Origin of the sequence: Nocardia sp. NPDC004604 (genome assembly GCF_040609795.1) — a bacterium.
Classification (GTDB): Bacteria; Actinomycetota; Actinomycetes; order Mycobacteriales; family Mycobacteriaceae; genus Nocardia.
Genome location: NZ_JBEXLC010000044.1, coordinates 21,937 through 44,409, shown reverse-complemented (window position 1 = coordinate 44,409; position 22,473 = coordinate 21,937). Strand labels below are relative to the sequence as shown.

26 protein-coding genes and 1 pseudogene are annotated in these 22,473 nt (G+C 65.9%); 20 read left to right on the top strand and 7 right to left on the bottom strand.

The features are described from left to right. Positions 1 to 15: 15 nt before the first annotated feature. A pseudogene (locus tag ABZW16_RS17995) lies at positions 16 to 411 on the bottom strand (TetR/AcrR family transcriptional regulator); the annotation flags it as partial. On the opposite strand from ABZW16_RS17995, the gene ABZW16_RS17990 reads away from it, so the two are divergent. From ABZW16_RS17990 to ABZW16_RS17960, 7 genes are all read left to right on the top strand, one after another. Further along, complete coding sequence (locus ABZW16_RS17990; protein ID WP_354957038.1) at positions 370 to 534, top strand: hypothetical protein; 165 nt, start codon at positions 370 to 372, stop codon at positions 532 to 534. The pseudogene ABZW16_RS17995 and the gene ABZW16_RS17990 sit on opposite strands and share 42 nt — an antisense overlap. Positions 535 to 723: 189 nt before the next feature. Next, the gene (locus ABZW16_RS17985) at positions 724 to 1,455 is read left to right on the top strand and encodes an acetoacetate decarboxylase family protein (RefSeq protein ID WP_354957024.1); all 732 of its coding nucleotides are present in this window, start codon (positions 724 to 726) and stop codon (positions 1,453 to 1,455) included. Between the two features lie 128 nt (positions 1,456 to 1,583). After that, positions 1,584 to 2,273, top strand: coding sequence for a DUF3159 domain-containing protein (locus ABZW16_RS17980; RefSeq protein WP_354957023.1), 690 nt, complete (start codon positions 1,584 to 1,586; stop codon positions 2,271 to 2,273). Beyond that, positions 2,270 to 2,635, top strand: a complete 366-nt coding sequence (locus tag ABZW16_RS17975) for a DUF202 domain-containing protein (RefSeq protein ID WP_354957022.1) — start codon at positions 2,270 to 2,272, stop codon at positions 2,633 to 2,635. The genes ABZW16_RS17980 and ABZW16_RS17975 overlap by 4 nt, the downstream gene beginning before the upstream one ends. Next, positions 2,632 to 2,937 (top strand): DUF202 domain-containing protein, encoded by a 306-nt coding sequence (locus ABZW16_RS17970; protein ID WP_354957021.1) that lies wholly within the window; start codon positions 2,632 to 2,634, stop codon positions 2,935 to 2,937. The genes ABZW16_RS17975 and ABZW16_RS17970 overlap by 4 nt, the downstream gene beginning before the upstream one ends. 62 nt (positions 2,938 to 2,999) lie before the next feature. Then, positions 3,000 to 4,901 carry an alkyl sulfatase dimerization domain-containing protein gene (locus tag ABZW16_RS17965; RefSeq protein ID WP_354957020.1) on the top strand — a complete coding sequence of 634 codons (1,902 nt, stop codon included), beginning with the start codon at positions 3,000 to 3,002 and terminating at the stop codon, positions 4,899 to 4,901. 88 nt (positions 4,902 to 4,989) lie between these two features. Further along, complete coding sequence (locus ABZW16_RS17960; RefSeq protein WP_354957019.1) at positions 4,990 to 5,355, top strand: hypothetical protein; 366 nt, start codon at positions 4,990 to 4,992, stop codon at positions 5,353 to 5,355. A 73-nt stretch (positions 5,356 to 5,428) separates the two neighbouring features. On the opposite strand, the gene ABZW16_RS17955 is transcribed toward ABZW16_RS17960, so the two are convergent. From ABZW16_RS17955 to ABZW16_RS17945, 3 genes are all read right to left on the bottom strand, one after another. Continuing rightward, positions 5,429 to 5,947: a DUF1990 domain-containing protein gene (locus ABZW16_RS17955; RefSeq protein ID WP_354957018.1), complete on the bottom strand. Its 519-nt coding sequence runs from the start codon at positions 5,945 to 5,947 to the stop codon at positions 5,429 to 5,431. Positions 5,948 to 6,019: 72 nt separating this feature from the next. Next, entirely contained in the window at positions 6,020 to 6,565 is a 546-nt protein-coding gene (locus ABZW16_RS17950; RefSeq protein WP_354957017.1) for a M23 family metallopeptidase, read from the bottom strand. A gap of 6 nt (positions 6,566 to 6,571) precedes the next feature. Then, complete coding sequence (locus ABZW16_RS17945; protein ID WP_354957016.1) at positions 6,572 to 7,360, bottom strand: hypothetical protein; 789 nt, start codon at positions 7,358 to 7,360, stop codon at positions 6,572 to 6,574. A 395-nt stretch (positions 7,361 to 7,755) separates the two neighbouring features. Here ABZW16_RS17945 and rpsB point away from each other — a divergent pair, with 395 nt between their 5' ends. The 5 genes from rpsB (at position 7,756) to ABZW16_RS17920 (ending at position 12,382) form a co-directional block, all read left to right on the top strand. Next, positions 7,756 to 8,610 carry a 30S ribosomal protein S2 gene (gene rpsB, locus ABZW16_RS17940; RefSeq protein WP_354957015.1) on the top strand — a complete coding sequence of 285 codons (855 nt, stop codon included), beginning with the start codon at positions 7,756 to 7,758 and terminating at the stop codon, positions 8,608 to 8,610. Between the two features lie 149 nt (positions 8,611 to 8,759). Further along, entirely contained in the window at positions 8,760 to 9,584 is an 825-nt protein-coding gene (gene tsf, locus ABZW16_RS17935; protein ID WP_354957014.1) for a translation elongation factor Ts, read from the top strand. A 255-nt stretch (positions 9,585 to 9,839) separates the two neighbouring features. Next, positions 9,840 to 10,568, top strand: a complete 729-nt coding sequence (gene pyrH, locus ABZW16_RS17930) for a UMP kinase (protein ID WP_354957013.1) — start codon at positions 9,840 to 9,842, stop codon at positions 10,566 to 10,568. A 49-nt stretch (positions 10,569 to 10,617) separates the two neighbouring features. After that, positions 10,618 to 11,175 carry a ribosome recycling factor gene (gene frr, locus ABZW16_RS17925; protein ID WP_040693344.1) on the top strand — a complete coding sequence of 186 codons (558 nt, stop codon included), beginning with the start codon at positions 10,618 to 10,620 and terminating at the stop codon, positions 11,173 to 11,175. 124 nt (positions 11,176 to 11,299) lie between these two features. Then, positions 11,300 to 12,382 carry a phosphatidate cytidylyltransferase gene (locus ABZW16_RS17920; protein WP_354957012.1) on the top strand — a complete coding sequence of 361 codons (1,083 nt, stop codon included), beginning with the start codon at positions 11,300 to 11,302 and terminating at the stop codon, positions 12,380 to 12,382. Positions 12,383 to 12,526: 144 nt separating this feature from the next. Here ABZW16_RS17920 and ABZW16_RS17915 read toward each other — a convergent pair whose 3' ends face one another. Then, on the bottom strand, positions 12,527 to 12,892 hold the full coding sequence (locus tag ABZW16_RS17915; protein ID WP_354957011.1) for a lipopolysaccharide assembly protein LapA domain-containing protein: 366 nt from the start codon (positions 12,890 to 12,892) through the stop codon (positions 12,527 to 12,529). Positions 12,893 to 13,084: 192 nt separating this feature from the next. On the opposite strand from ABZW16_RS17915, the gene rlmN reads away from it, so the two are divergent. From rlmN to ABZW16_RS17900, 3 genes are all read left to right on the top strand, one after another. Beyond that, positions 13,085 to 14,194 (top strand): 23S rRNA (adenine(2503)-C(2))-methyltransferase RlmN, encoded by a 1,110-nt coding sequence (gene rlmN / locus ABZW16_RS17910; RefSeq protein WP_354957010.1) that lies wholly within the window; start codon positions 13,085 to 13,087, stop codon positions 14,192 to 14,194. A gap of 440 nt (positions 14,195 to 14,634) precedes the next feature. Then, positions 14,635 to 15,183, top strand: a complete 549-nt coding sequence (locus ABZW16_RS17905) for an RNA polymerase sigma factor (protein WP_354957009.1) — start codon at positions 14,635 to 14,637, stop codon at positions 15,181 to 15,183. 10 nt (positions 15,184 to 15,193) lie between these two features. Then, positions 15,194 to 15,481 carry a hypothetical protein gene (locus ABZW16_RS17900; protein WP_354957008.1) on the top strand — a complete coding sequence of 96 codons (288 nt, stop codon included), beginning with the start codon at positions 15,194 to 15,196 and terminating at the stop codon, positions 15,479 to 15,481. A 233-nt stretch (positions 15,482 to 15,714) separates the two neighbouring features. On the opposite strand, the gene ABZW16_RS17895 is transcribed toward ABZW16_RS17900, so the two are convergent. Continuing rightward, positions 15,715 to 16,128, bottom strand: coding sequence for a DUF5997 family protein (locus tag ABZW16_RS17895; protein ID WP_354957007.1), 414 nt, complete (start codon positions 16,126 to 16,128; stop codon positions 15,715 to 15,717). A gap of 65 nt (positions 16,129 to 16,193) precedes the next feature. Between ABZW16_RS17895 and ABZW16_RS17890 the strand changes: the two genes are divergently transcribed. Continuing rightward, complete coding sequence (locus ABZW16_RS17890) at positions 16,194 to 17,138, top strand: LysR substrate-binding domain-containing protein (RefSeq protein WP_354957006.1); 945 nt, start codon at positions 16,194 to 16,196, stop codon at positions 17,136 to 17,138. A gap of 41 nt (positions 17,139 to 17,179) precedes the next feature. Here the strand turns inward: ABZW16_RS17890 and ABZW16_RS17885 are convergent, their stop codons facing one another. Next, complete coding sequence (locus ABZW16_RS17885; protein ID WP_354957005.1) at positions 17,180 to 17,446, bottom strand: DUF2631 domain-containing protein; 267 nt, start codon at positions 17,444 to 17,446, stop codon at positions 17,180 to 17,182. A 162-nt stretch (positions 17,447 to 17,608) separates the two neighbouring features. Here ABZW16_RS17885 and dxr point away from each other — a divergent pair, with 162 nt between their 5' ends. From dxr to ABZW16_RS17865, 4 genes are all read left to right on the top strand, one after another. After that, positions 17,609 to 18,748, top strand: a complete 1,140-nt coding sequence (gene dxr, locus ABZW16_RS17880) for a 1-deoxy-D-xylulose-5-phosphate reductoisomerase (protein ID WP_354957004.1) — start codon at positions 17,609 to 17,611, stop codon at positions 18,746 to 18,748. A 216-nt stretch (positions 18,749 to 18,964) separates the two neighbouring features. Further along, positions 18,965 to 20,161, top strand: a complete 1,197-nt coding sequence (locus tag ABZW16_RS17875; protein WP_354957003.1) for a site-2 protease family protein — start codon at positions 18,965 to 18,967, stop codon at positions 20,159 to 20,161. 187 nt (positions 20,162 to 20,348) lie between these two features. Continuing rightward, positions 20,349 to 21,509 (top strand): flavodoxin-dependent (E)-4-hydroxy-3-methylbut-2-enyl-diphosphate synthase, encoded by a 1,161-nt coding sequence (ispG, locus tag ABZW16_RS17870; RefSeq protein ID WP_354957002.1) that lies wholly within the window; start codon positions 20,349 to 20,351, stop codon positions 21,507 to 21,509. Between the two features lie 97 nt (positions 21,510 to 21,606). Beyond that, positions 21,607 to 22,470: a GNAT family N-acetyltransferase gene (locus ABZW16_RS17865; RefSeq protein ID WP_354957001.1), complete on the top strand. Its 864-nt coding sequence runs from the start codon at positions 21,607 to 21,609 to the stop codon at positions 22,468 to 22,470. Positions 22,471 to 22,473 lie beyond the last annotated feature (3 nt).

The following is a 22,473-nucleotide window of genomic DNA, read 5'->3' as shown; positions in this document are numbered from 1 at the left end:
GATCCGCCCATTGTCTCTGCGGTACCGCTGTGCCGCGAGTGCTGCCACCACGACAGCCTGGACGTTCTCGCCGTTCACATCGCTTCTGACCTCTCCCGACTCTCGCGCCTCGTTCAGTAGCGCGCCGAACACGTCCCGCAGCTCCGCCGCTGCCTGCTGCGCGCCGGGGCCGGGTTTTACGCCGGCGGCCGCGAGCGCTTCGGTCACGTCCTGCTTGGGCCCCGCGCGTCCAATAAGGCCGGTGAGGTATGGGAAGAATCCCGTGCCCTTGTCTCCGCCGTCCAGCGCCGCCTGCGCCTCGCGCCGCAGTTCATCGAGATGTACGGCGACGATCGCGTCGTACAGCTGATTCTTCGTCGGGAAGTGACGGTGAACCGTCCCCGGTCCCACCCCGGCCCGGCGTGCGATCACGTCCAGGGTCACGCCAACACCATCGGTCGTGAATGCCTCGCGTGCCGCCTCCAGGATCCGCTCGATGGTGTGATCGCCTTCGATGCCGTCGCGGACCTTGTCGAGGCGCTGTCCATCAAATAGGCCGCGACCATTGGCGAACATCGGGCCGGTCGAAATTCTGAAATGTGTTCGCGTGGCGGGAACTGATGAAGATGGGGTGAAATTATCGCTATTCTGAAACGGGTTCTAGTTTGGAGGATTCGTGAACGCCGCACGATTTGTTGACCGGCCCGCGGTCGGCTCGCGCCGCGGCCCAGGGCGGGAGGTTCGATGAGCACCCACACCGTGTTGGGCAAGGAAGTCCGGATGCCGGTGCGGATCCGGCTCGCGCACGCGTTCATGGCGACCTATGCGGTGTCCGCGGCAGCTGCGCAGCGGGTGATCGACTATTCCGGGCTGGAGATTCTGCGGCTGCCCGGCGGGCGCGCCATGTGCACGCTCGTCTTCGTCGACTACATCGACGGAGATCTGGGTCCGTACAACGAATTCGGCGTGTCGTTCATGGTCCGCCACCACACCTCCGGACCCGCCGCCGCACTCGGCGATCTCCGGGCCCTGTCCACGGGCGGAGCTGGTGTCTTCATCCATCGTCTCCCGGTCGATGGTGAATTCACCCTCGCCGCGGGCCGCGGGATCTGGGGATTTCCCAAGGAGATCGCGGATTTCGATGCACAGCACGAAGGCCGTGTGCGTCGTGGCGTGCTGCATCAGAACGGGCAACTGATCGTCGATCTCACCATCCGGCCCGGCCTGTCCGTCCCGGGACGCCGCAACGGTGCCGCATCGTTCGACGCCTACTCCCATATCGACGGGATCACCCGATGCACACAGTGGCAGATGGAACCGTCCGGTATGCGTGCCCGGCCCGGCGGTGCCGAGTTGTCCCTCGGCGACCATGCCTGGGCCGATGAGCTGCGATCCGTCGGTTTACCCAAACGCGCGCTCATGGCGTCGGTCGTGGATCGACTCGCGATGACCTTCCAGGACGCCAACCCCCTCTGACGGTGGATCTGCCGCAAGGTCGCATCCGCGAGCAGCGAACTCGGTGGAAGACCACATCGACGGCGGTAACCTGACGTAGCGGATCGTTTGCTTACGGCAGGAAACCGGCCAGCGATGGAGAGGTGTCCGTGAATCCCGACGAGCAGCACATTGCGGCCCTTGACCGGCAGCAACATAGCAACGTGCGCGTCGAGATCTGGGGCAAGTTCCAGGCGATGCATGGTCCGCGGCACATCATTGATGGGGCAACACCGGCCATCGGGTTTCCGCTCGGCTATTCCGTGGCGGGCGCGGAAGTGGGTGTCTTTATCGCCATCCTGATCGCCGTCGTATTGGCGGCCTTCCGGTTGATCAGGGGCGATTCGGTCCGGGTCGTCGCCGCTTCGGTATTGGTCATCCTGGTCTTCTCGCTCTTCGTCGAGATCACAGGCGAGGGCCGGGGTTTCTACCTGCCCGAAGTGGCGCTGTGCGTTGTGCTGACCGTGCTGTTCGGATCGACCCTGCTCACCGGCAAACCGCTGAGCTACACCGTGAGCCGCCGAATCCGGCTCGAACCGGCGGCACCGGCCGATCCCGCGGTCCGGTTGCACCTGCATCGTCGAATCACCCTGGCCTGGTTCGTGTTCTGGGCCGTCCATGTGGCCGTCATGTTGCCGCTGTATCTGGCGAACAAGGTGGTTATCCTCGGCACCGTGGCCTTGATTCTCGGCAAGCCCGCACTGGTCGTCATGCTCGCGGTGACCTGGCTGTGGGTGCGCGCCAACGGGCCCCGCCCCTCCGAAGCCGAGGGGTCGATAGTCGAAACCGAGGTGACGTGACTCTCCCCAATCCCGCTGAGGAATCCGAAGAGGGCGAAGAGGAAGTCGATTACCGATTCACCCTCGCCAACGAGCGGACCTTCCTGGCCTGGATCCGCACATCGCTCGGGCTGCTCGCCGGTGGTGTTGCCGTGCATACGCTGGTGCAACCGTTCCGGATGGCGGGCCTGCGGCGGGCGCTCGCTATGAGCTGCATCGCGCTCGCGGTAATCGTCGCGGTTGGTGCGTACGGACATTGGCGGCGCGTCGGCGCGGCGATGCGCAATGGCGAGCCGCTGCCCAACACCGTCATGGTGCCGATCCTGTCGTTGGGCATCGCCATCGTATCGGCACTGGCCTGCGTCGCGGTGTTGCTGCGATGAGCGACGGTCTGGCCGCAGAGCGCACCGCGCTCTCTTGGCGGCGCACTGCCACCAGCGCGATGGCTGTCGCCGCGCTGCTGCTCAATCATGCGGTGACCAGCGGGTGGCGACCCGCTGCCGTCGCGACGATCGGTGCGGCTATCGCGATGGCGGCGCTTGCGGGATTGTGTTTTTCGCGTAATCGCACATTGCACGAAGGTCGCTTCGGTCACGGCCGCGGCGCGGTTGCCGCGACGACGGTGGCGGTGCTGGTCGTTGCTGTCATCGTGGCAGTGATCGCATCGACGGAAACACCGCCCTGAAGCACTGAGGCTCGATATATCAACGGCAGGCCCAGAAAGTTCAGCTGACAAGGAGGGTGGACATGACGACATCGACCGAGCCGAGCGAGTTGATCGTTGAGAGCCAGCGGCGTGCGGCCACGACGCTGCCGTTCGCGGACACCGCCGACCTGGCGGACGCGGACCGCGGGTTCATCGCCGCGCTCGAACCGGGCATTGTCACCGCTGCTGACGGAACGGTGGTGTGGGACAACGACTCCTACGACTTCCTGCGCGAGCCGTGCCCGGCGTCGGTGCACCCGAGTCTGTGGCGCCAGTCCGGCGTGGTGGTCAAACAGGGTCTGTACCAGGTCGGCGAAGGGATCTATCAGATACGCGGACTCGATCTGTCGAATATGACGTTGGTCGAGGGCACTGCCGGTGTGATCGTCATCGATCCGCTGATCTGCGCGGAAACCGCCGCCGCCGGGCTGGCCCTCTATCGCGCACACCGCGGCGACCGCCCCATCACGGGACTCATCTATACCCACTCGCATGTGGACCACTTCGGCGGTGCGCTGGGCGTGACCAGCGCCGAAGACGTTGCGGCGGGCCGCTGTCCGGTGCTGGCTCCGGCCGGATTCCTGGAGCACGCAGTGGCCGAGAACGTCTACGCGGGCACCGCGATGGCTCGCCGTGCCGCCTATATGTACGGCGCGGCACTGCCACGCGGTCCGCTCGGTCAGGTCGGTGCGGGTCTGGGCCAGACCACCTCCCTGGGCACCGTGACGCTGATCGCTCCGACCGTCGATATCACCGCCACCGGTCAGCAGGAAACGGTGGACGGGGTGCGCATCATCTTCCAGATCACCCCGGGTACCGAGGCTCCGGCCGAGATGAACTTCTACTTTCCGGACCACCGCGCGCTGTGCATGGCCGAAAACGCCACGCACACCCTGCACAACCTGCTCACCTTGCGCGGCGCGCTGGTGCGTGATCCACATGTGTGGGCCGGGTACCTGACCGAGGCGATCAATCTGTACGCCCGTGATTCCGATGTGGTGTTCGCATCGCACCACTGGCCCACTTGGGGCACCGATCGACTCGTGGAATTCCTTTCCCTGCAACGAGATCTGTACGGCTACCTGCACGACCAGACGTTGCGGCTGCTGAATCAGGGCCATGTCGGCAGTGAGATCGCGGAGTTGATCGCGCTGCCGCCCGCCATCGAAAATGCTTGGCACACACACGGCTATTACGGATCGGTCAGCCACAATGTGAAGGCCATCTACCAGCGGTATATGGGCTGGTTCGATGGCAATCCGGCGCATCTGTGGGAGCATCCGCCGGTCGAATCCGCCAGGCGGCATGTGGAATTCATGGGTGGTGCCGACGAAGTGCTCCGCAAGGCGCAGGTGTCCTACGATGCCGGTGACTACCGATGGGTCGCCCAGGTGGTCAATTACGTCATCTTTGCCGATCCGGACAACCAGGCCGCGAAAACATTGCAGGCCAATACCTTCGAACAACTCGGCTACGGCGCGGAGAATGCCACCTGGCGCAACTTCTACCTCAGCGGTGCGTATGAACTGCGCAACGGCTCGTTCGGCACGCCGACGACGACGAATGCTCCCACCATGCTCGCCGCCCTGACCGTCGAGCAGATCTTCGACGCCATGGCATTGCGCGTCGACGGCCCCAAGGCGTGGGATATGCGGGTGGTGACCGACTGGCATCTCACCGACGAAAACCGCATCCACCGCCTCGAACTGCGCAACGGTCGCCTGACGCATTACGACCGGCCCGACGGCGTTGCCCTTCCCGACCCCGACGCCTCGTTCACCCTGACCCGGCCGATACTGATCCGAGTCCTGCTGTCGGGTGAGGACTTTGGTGCACTGGTCTCCTCCGGCGCCATCACGCTCGGCGGCGACCCGACCAGACTCGCCGATATCGTCGGCGTCTTCGACCAGCCGGACCCGGACTTCGCCATCGTCACACCGTGAATGAATCGGCGTCGAACTCGCGGTGACCTCGCGTGTCGTCGGATAATCCCTCGACCCGCGAGGTCTCCGGCGCGTACGGTCGGCGACCATGTCCACCGAAGCCATCGACAAATCCGTGCCGCTGCGCGATCGCCTCCGCACCGCCCTGTCCGCTGCAATGAAGACCCGCAACCGCAGCGCCATCGCTGGTCTGCGCTCCGCGCTCGGCGCGATCGACAATGCCGAGGCCATCGACATCATGGACATCAAGGCCGGTGCCATCGAGACCAGCGCCGTAGGCCTCGGTGCGGCCGAAGTCCGCCGTCGCGACCTCACGGAGTCCGATATCGAAGAGATCGTTCGTGCCGAAATCACCGACCGCCACAAGGCCGCCGACGAATACGACACCCTGGGCCGCTCCGATCACGGCGATGTACTTCGCGCCGAAGCGGCAGCACTGACCGCGCAGCTCTGAGCCACGGTCCCGCCGGCATCGTCACGGATTCGGTTGTTCAGCAGCCGAATCCGTATGCCCCGCCTGGTGCTGCCTAGATCGAGGTCGGGAGGGTGTCGATGTACTTTCCGGCGATGATGTGCTGGATGGCTCGGACAACCGGTCCGCCGAGGCGGACATACCACGCGCCCGGGCGTGAGAATGCGGTCACCAAGCCGTAGACGCTGTCGTCGGTGGGGTCGTATTCGACGGCGAACAGCTCCTCGCCGATCTCCGGGTGGCCGGGCAGTGTGCCGTAGGCGAAGCCGCGGCGGTCGGGCTCGTCCAGGACGTACACCACTCGGCACGGTGCGGTGATCCCGAGCGGACCGACGCCGAGTCGGACCGTCAGCCGGGTCCCCGGCGCTGCGGTCGGGGTGTCGGCTTCCCGAAATATGCCGGTACCCTTCTGCATTCGGTACGCCAGCAGCTCCGCGCCCGCGCGCTCGAACAGTGCACGTCCGCGCCCGATTCGGCGGCACAGTCGAAACCGGTGGTAGCCTGCCGGGAGCACACCCTTCGTCGCGCCGACCTCGGCATAGGTGAACGGCGGATCCCCGAGCGCATATCCCATGGGTCGATCCTCGTCCCGGAATCATTGCGATGGAAGAGCGCGGTCCGACACATCCGCCTGCACTGTCGTCCACTAGGTGACCGGTTTCAAACGCAGCGGAGTCGGATGCAGCAGGCCGAGCGGATCGACATACTCGTGTCTGCTGTGCCTGCCCGCGTCCCGTCGTGCACCCCAGTGCAGGCACGCGGCCGGCCCGCAACCCTCGTGACCCGCCTCCAAGGTGCCGATTCGCATCCCGCGACCGACCCGCAGCCCCACCGCAACCTCCGCTCGGACCGGCTCATATGTAGTCCGAAGCCCACCCGGATGGTCGATCGACACCGCCGGTTTGCCCGCGACCGTCCCCGCGAACACCACGATCCCGTCTCCGGCCGCGAGCACTGCCTGCCCGGGTGTGCCCGCCAGATCGACCCCGCGATGTCCGGGCAGCCAGTCCCGCACCGGTTTGTCGAACTGTCGCTCGACCCTCGGCCGCGGTTGCAACGGCCAGCTGAACTCTCCCTGCGGAGCAGCCGAAACCGCCTGCTCCGCAACGAATCCCAGTAAAGCGATGACCGCGACGACAATCGAAACCAGTCGCCGCCCGCGCGACCATCCGACCCTGCAGACTGTATTCATTCGAGATCAGCGAGGCAGCTGGAGCGGAGCTCGGTGGAGCAGTTCCAACAGCCGCGACAGCAGATCATCGACCACCTGGGGCAAGGAACTCGCCGATCCGGTGCCCTGCCCACGGACGATATCGGTCGGGAGCGGAGCCATACCTGCCCCAAAAACCGGCGTCGGCGCACCGTCCACCCGCAGCGCGTTGGGCGCAAGGTCCATCCGTATTTCGTTGGGCGCGACATTCACGTCGAGCGCGTCTGGTGTGACGCTCACATGGGGTATGTCGGGTGCGAGGTCGACGTGGAGTGCGTCGAGCGCGAGGTCCACAGATGCCACATTGGGCGCAACGTCGACGCGGAGTACGTCGGAAGCGACGTTCACGCGGGGCGAATCGGGTGCAAGGTCCACATGGAGTGCGTGGGGTGCGCGATCTACTCGGAGTGCATCCGGCGCGGGGGCCACGTGGAGCGCGTCTGGTGTGACGTTCACGCCGAGTGCGTCGAGCGCAACTTCCACCCGGAGTGCACCAGGCGCGCCGTTCACACGCAGCGCGTTCGGCCTGACATTCACGACAAGTGGCGCCAACTGGAGCGGCACCGGCGCCAGCCCACCACCCGGATGCGGCGCGGAATGGGCCGAACCCGTGCACTCCCCGAACACGACTTCCGATACGTAAGGCCGAATACCGCCAGGCGGAGCGATTGCCCCGGATCCCCACGGCGCGGCACCAGCAGCCGCGCCATCCGGCTGCGCGGCTGAAACCGGCTGTGCCACAAACAGCGACCACAGGAACAGCGGCGGGAGGATCATGGTTATCCAGATAGCTATGCGATTCATGCCTCCCAGCGTCGGCCGGGCACGGCACCCGCAGTAGCCCCGATCCGGCGAGTGTGGACAACTTTCCCGTTTGTGAACATCGCCCGTTTACGTCGATGACAGGGCGATTTAGGAACTGACCCGCTGAGACCGTAGACTGGTCGAGCGGTCTGTGCCTGCACGGATCGACTTCGCGCGCCACCCCGTGCTTGTTCGTAGCGGCGCTGTTCGAACGGAGCTCGACTTCGTAATCGGCAGTGCGCATGCGGAGCAGGGAATCATCGGCTGGTCCTGATCCTCGTGATCGGGTCCGATGGTTCGGAGGCGCCAGGGCGGTGGATCACCGATTCACCGCGTCAACCGGCAAACGAAAGAGAGATACGAGAGCCATGGCTGTCGTAACCATGAAGCAGCTGCTCGACAGCGGCGCACACTTCGGACACCAGACCCGGCGCTGGAACCCGAAGATGAAGCGGTTCATCTTCACCGACCGCAACGGCATCTACATCATCGACCTGCAGCAGACGCTGACCTACATCGACAAGGCCTACGAGTTCGTCAAGGAGACCGTCGCCCACGGTGGCACCGTCCTCTTCGTCGGCACCAAGAAGCAGGCCCAGGAGTCGATCGCGGCCGAGGCGACTCGCGTCGGAATGCCCTACGTCAACCAGCGCTGGCTGGGTGGCATGCTCACCAACTTCTCCACCGTGCACAAGCGTCTGCAGCGCCTCAAGGAGCTCGAGGCGATGGAGCAGACCGGTGGCTTCGAGGGTCGCACCAAGAAGGAAATCCTCATGCTCACGCGTGAGATGAACAAGCTCGAGCGCACCCTCGGCGGTATCCGCGATATGGCCAAGGTGCCCTCGGCCATCTGGGTCGTCGACACCAACAAGGAGCACATCGCCGTCGGCGAGGCGCGCAAGCTGAACATCCCGGTCATCGCGATCCTGGACACCAACTGCGATCCCGACCTGGTCGACTACCCGATCCCGGGCAACGACGACGCGATCCGTTCCGCCGCTCTGCTGACCAAGGTCGTCGCCTCTGCGGTGGCCGAGGGCGTGCAGGCGCGGGCCGGTCTTTCCGCCGGTGACGAAAAGCCGGAAGCCGGCGCGGGCGAGCCGCTCGCCGAGTGGGAGCAGGAGCTGCTTGCGCAGGCCGCCCCCGCCCCCGCCCCCGCCGCGGCCGAGACCGAGACCGAGGCGGCCGACGCCGAGGCTCCCGCCACCCCGGCCGACGCCTGATCGTCGCAGTGTCCGATGGTGGCGGGCAGTCTGGTTACCCAGGCTCCCTCCGCCGCGGAGCGTTTGTTCACCTTGCCGACCTCTCCTGGTAGGAGCGGTCGGCAAGGTGGTGTTACCACCCGAGACAACACACAGGAGGATCGCCACCCATGGCGACTTACACCGCCGCGGATGTGAAGCGGCTGCGGGAGCTCACCGGCTCCGGGATGATGGACTGCAAGAACGCGCTGGTCGAGACCGACGGTGATTTCGACAAGGCCGTCGAGGTGCTGCGCATCAAGGGCGCCAAGGACGTCGGCAAGCGCGCCGAGCGCGCGACCGCCGAGGGCCTGGTCGTCGCCAAGGACGGCGTGCTGATCGAGATCAACTCCGAGACCGACTTCGTCGCCAAGAACGAAGAGTTCCAGGGCCTCGCCGACAAGATCGTGACCGCCGCCGCCGCCGCCAAGCCCGCCGACCTGGACACGCTGAAGGCGCTGAAGCTCGACGGCCAGACCGTCGAGGAGGCGCTGCAGGCGCTGGCCGCCAAGATCGGCGAGAAGCTCGAGCTGCGTCGCGTCGTCGCCTTCGACGGCCCGGTCGCCGTCTACCTGCACAAGCGTGCCACCGACCTGCCGCCCGCCGTCGGCGTGCTGGTCGAGTACCAGGGCGAGGGTGACGCCGCCGCCGAGGCCGCACGTGCCGTCGGCATGCAGGTCGCCGCGCTCAAGGCCAAGTACCTGACCCGCGACGAGGTCCCGGCCGATGTGGTGGAGAACGAGCGCCGCATCGCCGAGCAGACCGCCAAGGAAGAGGGCAAGCCCGAGGCTGCGCTGCCCAAGATCACCGAGGGTCGCGTCAACGGCTTCTTCAAGGACGTCGTCCTGCTGGAGCAGGCGTCGGTCACCGACTCGAAGAAGACCGTCAAGGCCCTGCTGGACGAGGCCGGTGTCACCGTGACCCGCTTCGCCCGCTTCGAGGTCGGCCAGGCCTGATAACGTCCGCGAACCCCTCGTACCCAGATACGGTGTACGAGGGGTTTCGGCTGTCCGGACGCTGCGCGTTCATCGGCAATTCCCGAGCCTGACCGGGCGAGTTCGTTGCGTCCGAGGGGGGTCTTCTACCCACTCCGAAACCGAATAGGGCAGGATAAGGGCGCTCTGTAAGTGAGGGTCTTGGTATCCGAGAGCCTCCGCGCTGCCATCCGGCCCTGCCGAGACCGAATCCACCGCAGAAGGAGACGAACACCCATGACGAACCTCGGGACCGAACGCCCAGGATATCGCCGGGTGCTTCTCAAACTCGGCGGAGAGATGTTCGGCGGTGGCAAGGTCGGGCTCGATCCCGATGTGGTGCAGACGGTCGCCGAGCAGATCGCCGAGGTGGTCTCCAGCGGAGTGCAGGTGGCCGTGGTGATCGGCGGTGGCAACTTCTTCCGCGGCGCAGAACTCGAGGAGCGCGGTATGGAACGTGCCCGCTCGGACTACATGGGCATGCTCGGCACCGTGATGAACAGCCTTGCGCTGCAAGACTTTCTGCAACAGCAGGGCATCGACACCCGGGTACAGACCGCGATCACCATGGGGCAGGTGGCCGAGCCGTATCTGCCGCTGCGCGCCAAGCGGCATCTGGAGAAGGGCCGTGTGGTCATCTTCGGTGCGGGCATGGGCATGCCCTACTTCTCCACCGACACCACCGCCGCCCAGCGCGCGCTGGAGATCGGTGCCGATGTGGTGCTGATGGCCAAGGCGGTCGACGGGGTGTTCACCGCGGATCCCCGGGTCGACGCGAGTGCCACCATGTACACCGAAATCACGCATAAAGAGGTCATCGAGCGTGACTTGAAGGTCGCCGACGCGACGGCCTTCAGCCTGTGTATGGACAACCAGATGCCGATCCTGGTGTTCAATTTGTTGACGAAGGGCAATATCGCCCGTGCGGTCGCCGGTGAGAAGATCGGCACATTGGTTCGGTCCTGACCCCGCGCCCGCGGATCATGACGATGACGACGCTGTGGAGGAAACGGTCGTGATTGAAGAAGCGCTCTTCGACGCCGAGGAGAAGATGGAGAAGGCCGTCTCGGTAGCGAAGGACGATCTGGGGTCCATCCGTACCGGTCGCGCGAATCCGGGAATGTTCCAACGGATCGTCATCGACTACTACGGTTCGCCGACCCCGATCACCCAGGTGTCGAGCATTACCGTGCCGGAACCGCGGATGGTGGTGATCAAGCCGTATGAGCAATCGACCCTCGGCGCGATCGAAACCGCGATCCGCAATTCCGATCTCGGTGTCAATCCCACCAACAACGGTGACATCATTCGGATCTCCGTCCCGCAGCTCACCGAGGAGCGGCGCCGCGAACTGGCGAAGCAGGCCAAGGGCAAGGGCGAGGATGCCAAGGTCTCGATTCGCAATGTCCGCCGCAAGGCCATGGACGAACTGTCGCGGATCCAGAAGGATGGCGAGGCGGGTGAGGACGAGGTCGGGCGCGCCGAAAAGGAGCTCGACAAGACCACCGCCAAATATGTCGGCCAGGTCGATGAACTGGTCAAGCACAAGGAAGCCGAACTGCTCGAGGTCTGAGGCCGGACCGCGGCATGAGCGACGGGCCCGGAGGCGGTAGCTTGCCTAACCACGAAGGGCACCGCGAATGCCGCCGATCAGACACCGAGGACCCGCTCGGGCGGGGGACGAACGGAACGACGAGTTGAGCGACGGGACAATCGTGGCCGAGAACGCCGCCGAGACCGGTGCGGCCGAGGAGCCGAGACGGGTCAACGGCACAGCTGATGCGATGGACGGGCACGCGGTCGATGCCGCGATTCCGGACGCCGCACATTCTGAACCGGCGTTCGGTGCACCCGCGACCTCCGGGTATGTGCGTGCTGAATCCGCGACGCCCGCATCATCGATCGATGAATCGGTGAGCGCCGGGACCCCGCACGAGAACCCGGCGGAACCTTCGCCCCCCGCCTCGCGTGCCGGTCGCAATCTGCCTGCCGCGCTGGCCGTCGGCTTCGGCCTCGGTTTGTCGCTCATCGCAATTCTGCTGTTCGTGCCGAAGGTGTTCATCGGGGTGGCGGCCACCGGGGTCGGCGTGGCCACCTGGGAGGTCGCCAAGCGGCTGCGGGAGGCGGATGTCCTGGTACCGCGGATTCCGCTCATCGTGGGCGGACAGGCGGTGTTCTGGCTCGGCTGGCCCTGGGGCGCCAGCGGCGTGGCGGGCGCATTCGCGGCGACCACGCTGATCTGCATGGTGTGGCGGCTGTTCGATCACGGACTGCAGACCGCGCCGCGAAATTTCCTGCGCGACACCGCGATCGCCATCTTCACACTGGCCTGGATTCCGCTGCTGGCATCGTTCGCGACCCTGCTGCTACTGGAACCCGACGGCAATCTGCGGGTGCTGACCTTCATGATTCTGGTGGTCTGCTCCGATGTCGGCGGTTATGTCGCCGGTGTGCTGTTCGGGCGCCATCCGATGGTGCCCGCGATCAGCCCGAAGAAGTCCTGGGAGGGTTTCTGCGGTTCGCTGGTGTTCAGCGTTATCGGCGGTCTGCTGACGGTCACCCTGCTGCTCGACGCGAATTCGATGATCGGCGTGGTGCTCGGCGTCGGCCTGGTGCTGGTGGCGACGGTCGGCGATCTGATCGAATCGCAGGTCAAGCGGGAATTGGGCATCAAGGATATGGGCACATTGCTGCCCGGACACGGCGGCATTATGGACCGTCTCGATTCGATGCTGCCCTCGGCATTCGTGTCCTGGTTGGTGCTGTCCACGTTGATCTGAGTGAACCGATTCGGCCCATCACTCGGCTTGGACAATGGCCGGTTGTGTGGACATCGCAGACATTGCTTTCCGCATCATTGATCGGTCGGTACGTTCCGCGGATCTGTGCGCACCCTCGGGGTGCTCGGTGATTGCGGCGCGGTACTAGCGCTTCGCGGCGCGGCGGAGTTGGAAGATGCGCACGCCGCCCACCAGCGCCATGACGAGTGCACCCGCGATCACCGACAGCAGGACCATGATTCCGACCGGCAGGGAGAAGTCCCAGAAGAACAGATCCACGCGCTGTTCCTCCAGGTTCTGCAGGATGAAGATCAGCACCACGATCCCGATCAGCGCCGCGACGATCAGACCGACCCAGGTTTGGCCGGTCCGGGTCTTCGCCACCGTCTTGCGGCCGGTCGGCTCGACGCTCTTGCGCTCGGTCGGCTCGACGGTCTCGTGGCCGGTCGGCGACGAGGGTGCGACATCGCCGGTGCGTTCCGGCTCCGGCGACTCGACGTGGCTGGTCATAGTCCGATCATTGCCGATCGCTATGGTCGGTGCACGCATTTCATTGCCGGTGATCGGCATATCGTGACAGCGGGTCATGGCCGCTCGCGAGTGCCGATGCCGCTCGATCGAACGTGACCTTCGTCGCGTCCGGCGTCGTGATGCTCACCTTCGGTCGGAAGCCGACGTGCGGGATGGGACACTGGAGAGACTATGACCGTCTCCCTGCCCCTCGTCTTCGATGCTCCACGCCGTGGTATGCCACCGCGGCATCTCGCCGACCTCGATGCCGACGGGCGCAAGGCCGTGGTCGAGGAGCTCGGTCTGCCGAAGTTCCGCGCCGACCAGATCGCGCGCCAGTACTACGGACGCCTACAGGCCGATCCGGAGCAGATGACCGACCTGCCCGCCGCAGTGCGCGACAAGATCGGCGAGGCGCTGTTCCCGCCGCTGATGTCGGTGGTCAAACACGTCGCCTGTGACGGCGGCGAGACGCGAAAGACCCTGTGGCGCGCGGGCGACGGCACCCTGCTGGAGAGCGTGCTGATGCGCTATCCGGACCGCGCCACGCTCTGCATTTCCAGCCAGGCGGGCTGCGGTATGGCCTGTCCGTTCTGTGCCACCGGTCAGGGCGGCCTCAACCGCAATCTGTCCACCGCCGAGATCGTCGACCAGGTCCGCGCCGCGGCCGCCGCCATGCGTGATGGCGAGGTCGCTGGTGGCCCCGGCCGCCTGTCCAACATCGTTTTCATGGGTATGGGCGAGCCGCTGGCCAACTACAAGCGGGTGGTCGCCGCCGTCCGGCGCATCACCTCGCCCGCGCCCGACGGTTTCGGCGTCTCCCAGCGCAATGTGGTCGTCTCGACGGTCGGCTTGGCCCCGGCCATCCGCAAACTGGCCGATGAAGACCTCTCGGTCACCCTGGCGGTGTCGCTGCATACGCCCGACGACGAATTGCGCGACACCCTGGTCCCGGTGAACAACCGCTGGCCGGTCGCCGAGGTGCTCGACGCGGCCCGCTACTACGCCGATAAGACCGGCCGCCGGGTCTCGATCGAGTACGCCCTGATCCGCGATATCAACGATCAGCCATGGCGCGCGGACATGCTCGGCCAGAAACTGCACAAGGCCCTCGGCTCGCGCGTACACGTCAACGTGATCCCGCTGAACCCGACCCCGGGCAGCAAATGGGATGCCAGCCCGAAACCCGTTGAGGCCGAATTCGTTCGACGCGTCAACGCCCAAGGCGTCCCGTGCACCGTGCGCGACACCCGCGGTCAGGAGATCGCCGCGGCCTGCGGGCAGTTGGCCGCCGAAGGCTAGGCACGACAGCAACTTGGATGAGGACCCGAGTTCGACCGAAGTGCATCATGTCGCGAGCGCGCGGGCCGGTCGTAAGGTCGCGGACGGATCGGTCGGTTGCGGTGGCGAAATTGTGTTGATCGGCAATGCGGGCCGAGTTGCGGGCGTCGGTGGGGTGCATTCGGATTTCCCGCGTAGGTAGAGCTTGTCGCCGAGGCGGCGTGCGGTGGCGTCGAGGAGTTCGAAGGTGTTGTCGCCGCCGGACCAGTGGTCGACGCGATCCTCACCAAGGGTTCGCCAGCGGTGAATCCTTTTCGCCGGTTCGTTCCTCTCATACTTGTGTCGGCAATACGGTCGGCACGAGAACGGGAGGTTTGTCGTGATCATTGCCGCGATTGTTGTTGGACTGCTGCTGATTTGTGCATGCAGTATCACCGTGCTGCGTCGGTGGAGTCGGTCCCGTGGCTGAGGTGTGCTGGCCCGACGAACATCTCGTCGCCGCGGCACGCGAGGGCGATATCGAATCGCTCACCACGCTGGTGTCCGGATCGCATCCGCATGTGCGGCGATTCGCCTATTCGCTGTGCGCGTCGCCGGAGGATGCCGAGGATGCGGCGCAGGAGGCGTTGATCATTCTCTATCGCAAGATCGGGACATTGCGGGCGTCGGGGGCATTGGCGTCGTGGATGTTTCGGATCGTGCGCAACGAATGTCTGCGCCAACTGCGGTTGCGCGTGCGACGGGCGGAACCGATTCCGGATTCGGCCATCGCCTCGGCGGAAGAGGAGGCGATCAATCGCTGGGAGGCCGAGCGGGTGGCCGCGGCGATCGCGGCGCTGCCCGGGGATCAGCGGCGGGTGCTGATCATGCGAGATGTGCAGGGATATAGCGGTCGAATGGTCGCGGATCTGCTCGGACTGAGTACCGCGGCGATGAAGTCGCGGTTGCACCGGGCGCGTTCGGCGGTGCACCAGCATTTGGAGGGTGGTAATGAGGACAGCATCGCCTAGCGATTCCCTGATGAGCGGTGATCGGGCGACGGGCGGGCATGAGTTCGCCAGTGCGTCGGTCTCGCGCCATTTGGTCCGTGGCGCGGTCGGATTCGGCGCCGTGATCGGTTCGGTCGCATTGATACCGGCGCTCGGCCCCATCAGCCTGGTGCTGCTTCCGGTCGGCCTGGTCGCACTGCGCGGCTGCCCGACCTGCTGGACGATCGGACTGATCCAGACCCTGTCGCGGGGGCGGTTGCAGCGCTCCTGCACCGACGGGACCTGTCAACTGGTCACCACGAAATCCGGTGCGACGTAAGCACTTCCACCGGCTTTGGCAACAGACGCCTGTGGGGTGCGACTACGATGCAGCCGCACCCCTCGTCGGGTCCATGGATTTCCCGAACGAGTGCCGAGCCGACAAGTGGCCATCGCTTGGTCCACAGCGGATCGCTATGTGCTGCTTGCGAATTCGCACGCTGTCTCAGGATCGGCACTCCTCGTGTATTCACAACGGGTGGCGAGAAGGGATGCGGCTGAAAAACCGCCAGTTCAGCCGCGGTTCTTGGCCGGGCGGTTGGAGGCAGCGCGTCGTTCGGCCTGCTGGGTTTTGATGCGCTCGTCTTCCTTCAGCACCGCCGCGTAGTTTTCGCGTTCGCGGATCAGCCACTCCGGCGGGTCGGCGAGGAGGGCGGCGATTTCCTCGGCGTTCATCGCATCGGAGACCTCGGCGCGGGCCAGGCCGGTATTGGAAACGCCGAGTTTGCGGGCCACGATATCGCGGGGGAAGGGGCCGGTTTTGCGGAGTTCGCTCAACCAGGCCGGAGGATTGGTGCGCAGTTCTTCGAGTTCGGCGCGGGAGATCGGGGAATTGCGGAATTCCTCGGGCGTCGCCGGAAGGTAGATGCCGAGCTTGTTCGCCGCGGTGAGCGGCTTCATGGTCTGCGGTTTCTTATCCGGGCTCACCGGTACAGCCTAATGGGCGCGGCCGGATGCGAGTCCCCGGCCCCGAGGGCAATACCCTCATACGAATGAACCCCGAGTCCATCGACGTGACCCGCCTGCGCTGGTTTGTCGCGGTCGCCGAGGAACTGCATTTCGCGCGCGCGGCGAAATCGCTGCACATTTCCCGGCAGCGGTTGAGCCATACGGTGATCGATCTGGAGCAGGAGCTCGGGACCAAACTGTTTGTGCCCGGGGCACAGCCGACTCAGCTGACCGAGGCGGGACAGCAACTGCTGCGCGATGCCAAGGACATCATCGCGCGAGCCGAAGAGCCCGAGCCGGTTGTCCGAGAGGAGGTCGTGCTGCGCGTCGGCTTCGTGCCGGGCGTTACGGTCTCCAAGTGGACGCGGATCTGGGGTGAGCGGTTTCCCGGTGCCGTGCTGGAGGTCGTTCCGATCCCGATGGCCGAGCAGCTCGCGGCGCTGCGCGAGGGTCGGGTCGACGCCTGCTTCGTCCGCCTGCCGATCGATCGCGCTGGTCTGAGCGCGATTCCGCTGTATCGCGAACTCCCCGTTGTCGTGCTGCCCAAGGACCACACGCTATCGCTGTTCGAGCAGGTCGGCATGGGTGATCTGGAGGGCGAACGGATTCAGGACGCCAGCGATATCGATGCCATCGCGGGCACCATCGAGTTGGTGGCGGCCGGTGTCGGCGTCGCCATCGTCCCGCATTCCATCGCCCGTCTGCACGCCCGCCGCGACCTCGTCTATCGCACCATGATGGGTGTTCCGGATACCGAGATCGCCCTGGCCTGGCCGAGCGCGCAGACCACCGACCTGGTCGAAGAGTTCGTCGGAATCGTGCGCGGCCGATCCGAGCGCAGCTCGCGCGCCGCGACCCAGCATAAGAAGGCCGAGCCGCCGAAGAAGACCGGAGCCAAACGCTCGGCGGGCGCGCGCGGCGGCGCAGCCAAGGGGTTCGTCAAGAACCCTGGTGCCAAGAAGAAGCCCGCCAAGCGACGAGGGCGTTAGGCGGGCGAATCCCTAACCGAGTCAAAACCTTTCGGTGTGCACTACCGAGGCTTGCGACGCAGGATCGAGTCGCGGATCATGATGCCCGCGGTCAGGGCGGCGAAGCCGACGAGGAAGATATCTTCGATCTTGCCCTTGTGGTTGCCGATCGTCATGGCCAGCAGGATGAAGCAGACGATCCAGCCCGCGACGCGGAAGGTGCGGCGCGATTCCCCGCTCCAACCCCATGCGGCGGACGGAACCTCGGCGGTGTCCACGTGGGTGACGATTGCACGGTCACTAGTGGGTTCGAGTTCCGTGGCGGCCACGATCGCTCCTTAGCTCGGTATGGGTGTTGCTGCCGATTATCGTGGCATACGACCGCTCGTCGTAGCCAGCAGGGCTGTGTTCGATCGGCGAGCGGCGCCCTACATGGTTACGCGGGCTACCGCCTTCGGGCGCGTCGCTGGCCCCGCTGCGACAATGGGGCCGTGTCCGACATTGTGAGAGTCCTTCTGCTCGGCAGCACCGGTTCCATCGGTACCCAGGCGCTCGAGGTGATTGCCGCCAATCCCGATAAATTCGAGGTGGTCGGCCTGGCCGCGCGCGGCGGCAACACCGAGTTGCTCGCGGCGCAGATGGCCGCCACCGGGACCAGCAATGTCGCGGTCGCCGATCCCGCCGCCGGAACGCGACTCGAGCTGTCACTGAGCGGCCCCGGCGCGGTCACCGAACTGGTGCGCCGCACCGAGGCGGATGTCGTACTCAACGCATTGGTCGGTTCGCTGGGCCTCGAGCCGACCCTGGCAACCCTGCAAGCGGGCACCCGGCTGGCACTGGCGAATAAGGAATCCCTGGTAGCGGGCGGCTCCTTGGTGACCCGTGCTGCCGCACCCGGCCAGATCGTGCCGGTCGATTCCGAACATTCCGCGCTCGCCCAATGCCTGCGCGGCGGCCGGGCCGAGGAGGTGGATCGGCTGGTGCTGACGGCGTCGGGTGGCCCGTTCCGCGGCTGGACCAGCGAAATGCTGGAATCGGTGAATCCGGCCGAGGCGAAGGCGCATCCGACCTGGTCGATGGGGCTGATGAATACCCTGAATTCGGCATCGCTGGTGAACAAGGGGCTCGAACTGATCGAGACCCACCTGCTGTTCGGCGTGCCCTACGACCGCATCGACGTCACCGTGCACCCGCAGTCGATCGTGCACTCCATGGTCACCTTCACCGACGGCTCCACCCTGGCCCAGGCCAGTCCGCCCGATATGAAGCTGCCGATCGCACTGGCACTCGGCTGGCCCGATCGGGTGCCGGGCGCGGCTGCCGCCTGCGATTTCAGTACCGCGTCGACCTGGGAATTCGAGCCGGTCGACAATGCCGTTTTCCCGGCCATCGACCTGGCCAGACAGGCCGGAACCGCGGGCGGCAGCGTCACCGCGGTCTACAACGCGGCCAATGAGATTGCGGTACAAGCCTTTCTGGACGGCCACATCCGTTTCCCGGATATCGTGCGCACCGTCGCACGCGCCATCGAGGCGGCCGATCAGTGGCGCGCTGAACCCGAGACACTGCGGGACGTGCTGGCGGCCGACACCTGGGCACGCGACTACGCCCGTGCGCTCGTCGATCGGTGATCTGCCGTCCGCACCGAACGACCTTCGATGCGATCGGACGCGCCGTCGGATGCTGGCCTGGCAGACTTGGCAGTGAGTGGTGCTCGGTGTCCGGTTACTGTGGTCGGGGTGCTCGCGGCGCGGGAATGGATGCGCGTCCGCGGGTAGTCGCGGCCGCTGCGGGCGGCCGCACTTCATTTGAGGCGAGCTGCGCAACGCAGGAGGGCTGTACAGCAAATGGTGTTCGCGTTGGGGTTCGTACTGTTCGCCCTCGGCATCACGATTTCGATCGCGCTGCACGAATGCGGGCATATGTGGGCCGCCCAGGCCACCGGCATGAAGGTGCGGCGGTACTTCATCGGCTTCGGTCCCAAGGTGTTCTCCTTCCGGCGCGGTGAAACCGAATACGGCCTCAAGGCCCTCCCGCTCGGCGGCTTCTGCGATATCGCGGGCATGACGGCGCTGGACGAACTCGAGCCCGAGGATCTCGACCGCGCAATGTACCGGCAGGCCACCTGGAAGCGGCTGGTGGTGATGTTCGGCGGGATCGCGATGAATTTCCTGCTCGGCTTCATTCTGCTGGTCGTACTCGCCGTCGGCTGGGGGCTGCCGCGCTTCGATCAGCCGCCCGCCACCACCATCGGCGCGATGAAATGTGTCGCCCAGCAGAACCCGGACAAGTCGCTGGCCGACTGCACGGGCACCGGACCGGCGCAGCGGGCGGGTATGCAGCGCGGTGACGTGGTCAAAGCCGTCAACGGCGTGAAGGTCACCACCTGGCAGCAGTTCACCGCCGAAACCCAGAAGCAGACCGGTCCGTTCAGCTACACCATCGAACGGGACGGACAGACCAGAACCATCGAGGTCACCCCGGAACGCGTCATACGCTCTCTCGAGGACGGCCCCCGCGAGGTCAGCGCGGTCGGCGTCGGCTCGGAGTACTACGAACCCCTGCAGTACAACGCGCTGGCCGCGATTCCGGCGGCGGGCGCATACACCGGGCAGATGTTCGTGCGCACCGTGCAATCGCTGGCCCAGCTGCCGCAGAAGGTCTCCGCGCTGTGGACCGCGGTGACCGGCGGCGAGCGCGATCCGGAGACGCCGGTCAGCGTCTACGGCGCCAGCAAGATCGGCGGCGAGACCGCGGAGCGCGGTCTGTGGGGCGTATTCATCCTGGTGCTGGCCAGCCTGAACTTCTTCCTCGGCGCATTCAACCTGGTGCCGCTGCTGCCACTGGACGGCGGGCATATCGCGGTGGTGCTCTACGAGAAGATCCGCAATACCGTCCGTGGCTGGAAGGGGCTGGCACCCGCCGGGCCGGTCGACTATCTGAAACTGCTTCCAGTGACCTACGTCGCAGTGGTGATCGGCGGTGCGTATATGGTGCTGACGCTGGTCGCCGACATCGTGAATCCCATTCAGTTGTTCCGCTGACGCGCTGATCTGTCGTGGTCCTGCCGTGATAGCACCCGCGAACGCTGGATTGCTGGCACCGCGGGACAGTCGTCTGTCATGGCCCGTGTCATGGCCGTCACAGAAGAGCGGTCGCGCCACGCGGCTAAGCTCGGTAGGCGAACGGCCCAAACGGAACGCACGAAAGCACGAAAGTAGGCAGCCGAAAGTGACCAGCACAATCGGATTGGGGATGCCGACCGCACCAGCGGCCGTTCTCTCGCCTCGACGCAAGACCCGCCAGTTGATGGTCGGCAATGTCGGCGTCGGCAGCGATCACCCGATTTCGGTGCAGTCGATGACCACCACCAAGACCCACGATGTCAACGCGACCCTGCAGCAGATCGCCGAGCTGACGGCCTCGGGCTGCGATATCGTGCGCGTCGCCTGCCCGCGCCAGGAGGACGCCGACGCACTGGCGACCATTGCGCGCAAGAGCCAGATCCCGGTCATCGCGGATATCCATTTTCAGCCGCGCTATATCTTCGCCGCGATCGACGCGGGCTGCGCCGCGGTGCGGGTGAACCCCGGCAATATCAAGGAATTCGACGGTCGCGTCGGCGAGGTGGCCAAGGCCGCTGGCGCGGCGGGCATCCCGATCCGCATCGGCGTGAACGCCGGTTCGCTGGATAAGCGGATGCTGGAGAAGTACGGCAAGGCGACCCCCGAGGCGCTGGTCGAATCGGCGCTGTGGGAGGCGAGCCTGTTCGAGGAGCACGGCTTCGGCGATATCAAGATCTCGGTCAAGCACAACGACCCGGTGGTCATGGTCGAGGCCTACCGCCAGCTGGCGGCCCAGTCCGACTACCCGCTGCACCTGGGTGTGACCGAGGCCGGTCCGGCGTTCCAGGGCACGATCAAATCCGCCGTCGCGTTCGGTGCGCTGCTGTCGGAGGGCATCGGCGACACGATTCGGGTGTCGCTGTCCGCGCCGCCCGCCGAGGAGGTCAAGGTCGGCGGGCAGATCCTGCAGTCGCTGAACCTGCGGCCGCGCAAGCTCGAGATCGTTTCCTGTCCGTCCTGCGGCCGGGCCCAGGTCGATGTGTACACCCTGGCCAATGAGGTGTCCGCGGGGCTGGAGGGCATGGAGGTTCCGCTGCGGGTGGCCGTCATGGGCTGTGTGGTGAACGGGCCGGGCGAGGCGCGGGAGGCCGACCTCGGTGTCGCATCAGGCAATGGCAAGGGCCAGATCTTCGTCAAGGGGCAGGTCATCAAGACCGTGCCGGAGGCGCAGATCGTGGAGACCCTGATCGAAGAGGCGATGCGCATCGCCGAGGAGATGGGCGAGCAAGTGGGTGCGGGCGAACCCGTCGTCACGGTGTCCAACTAGCCGCTGCTGCGGCGCGGCGTGTTCGCTTTTGGGGATCGGCGTACCGCTTCTCGGGATCGACGTACCACTTCGAGTTGATTCATGGCAGGCTGTCGATGTGCGGAGTCTGTTGGAGCCGACGCGACGGGCCAAGGATGCCCCCGCGCGTCAGCTCGCAAACCGGGATCTGGCGCAGGTGCTTCGAGTCCTCGATAGCGATCCGGTCGCCTCGTGCATGGTGGCGGCACGGTTGCAGGAATTCGGGTTGGATACCGGCGCGGGATACGGCGAGCTGTGGAGCCGCGGCGGACCATCGGAATCGCTGTGCTTCTCCGGTGCGAATCTGGTGCCGTTGCGTGGCAATGAGGATGCGCTGCGCGCGTTCGCGACGCGGGCGGTCCGCTGGCCACGGGTGTGCTCGTCGGTGGTCGGACGCCAGGAGTTGACGCTGCCGCTGTGGGAGATGTTGTCCGCGCATTGGGGACCGGCACGGGAACTGCGCGGTGCGCAGCCGCTGCTCGCCCTCGGACAACCCGCACTGGCCACCGCCGATGCACAGGTCCGCCGGGTCCGGCGGGACGAATTGGAGCGCTATCTCAATGCGGCGATCGACATGTTCATCGAGGAGGTCGGCGTCGATCCGCGCGCGGGCGACGGCGGCCGTGGCTACCGTCGCCGGATCCAGAGCCTGATCGAATCCGGCCGCGCCTGGGCGCGTTTCGAGGATGGCGAAGTGGTGTACAAGGCCGAGGTCGGATCGCTGTCGCGGCGCACCGGGCAGATCCAGGGCGTCTGGGTGCATCCCGAACGTCGCGGCGCCGGACTCGGCACGCGGGGGACGGCCGCTGTCGCCAATGCGGTGGTGGCCTCGGGACGCACCGCCAGCCTGTACGTGAACGACTACAACAAGATCGCCCGCCGAGCCTACAGCCGCGTCGGATTCCGGCAGATCGCCACCTTCGCCACCGTTCTGCTCGACTGAATA

What these genes read in the sequence shown, in the direction of transcription:
- ABZW16_RS17950 (WP_354957017.1), bottom strand. Translation starts at nt 6,565, where the DNA reads ATGAATACAGTCTGCAGGGTCGGATGGTCGCGCGGGCGGCGACTGGTT.
- tsf (WP_354957014.1), top strand. Translation starts at nt 8,760, where the DNA reads ATGGCGACTTACACCGCCGCGGATGTGAAGCGGCTGCGGGAGCTCACC.
- rpsB (WP_354957015.1), top strand. Translation starts at nt 7,756, where the DNA reads ATGGCTGTCGTAACCATGAAGCAGCTGCTCGACAGCGGCGCACACTTC.
- ABZW16_RS17985 (WP_354957024.1), top strand. Translation starts at nt 724, where the DNA reads ATGAGCACCCACACCGTGTTGGGCAAGGAAGTCCGGATGCCGGTGCGG.
- rlmN (WP_354957010.1), top strand. Translation starts at nt 13,085, where the DNA reads ATGACCGTCTCCCTGCCCCTCGTCTTCGATGCTCCACGCCGTGGTATG.
- ABZW16_RS17875 (WP_354957003.1), top strand. Translation starts at nt 18,965, where the DNA reads ATGGTGTTCGCGTTGGGGTTCGTACTGTTCGCCCTCGGCATCACGATT.
- ABZW16_RS17955 (WP_354957018.1), bottom strand. Translation starts at nt 5,947, where the DNA reads ATGGGATATGCGCTCGGGGATCCGCCGTTCACCTATGCCGAGGTCGGC.
- ABZW16_RS17960 (WP_354957019.1), top strand. Translation starts at nt 4,990, where the DNA reads ATGTCCACCGAAGCCATCGACAAATCCGTGCCGCTGCGCGATCGCCTC.
- ABZW16_RS17945 (WP_354957016.1), bottom strand. Translation starts at nt 7,360, where the DNA reads ATGATCCTCCCGCCGCTGTTCCTGTGGTCGCTGTTTGTGGCACAGCCG.
- ABZW16_RS17965 (WP_354957020.1), top strand. Translation starts at nt 3,000, where the DNA reads ATGACGACATCGACCGAGCCGAGCGAGTTGATCGTTGAGAGCCAGCGG.
- ABZW16_RS17970 (WP_354957021.1), top strand. Translation starts at nt 2,632, where the DNA reads ATGAGCGACGGTCTGGCCGCAGAGCGCACCGCGCTCTCTTGGCGGCGC.
- pyrH (WP_354957013.1), top strand. Translation starts at nt 9,840, where the DNA reads ATGACGAACCTCGGGACCGAACGCCCAGGATATCGCCGGGTGCTTCTC.
- ABZW16_RS17890 (WP_354957006.1), top strand. Translation starts at nt 16,194, where the DNA reads ATGAACCCCGAGTCCATCGACGTGACCCGCCTGCGCTGGTTTGTCGCG.
- ABZW16_RS17900 (WP_354957008.1), top strand. Translation starts at nt 15,194, where the DNA reads ATGAGCGGTGATCGGGCGACGGGCGGGCATGAGTTCGCCAGTGCGTCG.
- ABZW16_RS17915 (WP_354957011.1), bottom strand. Translation starts at nt 12,892, where the DNA reads ATGACCAGCCACGTCGAGTCGCCGGAGCCGGAACGCACCGGCGATGTC.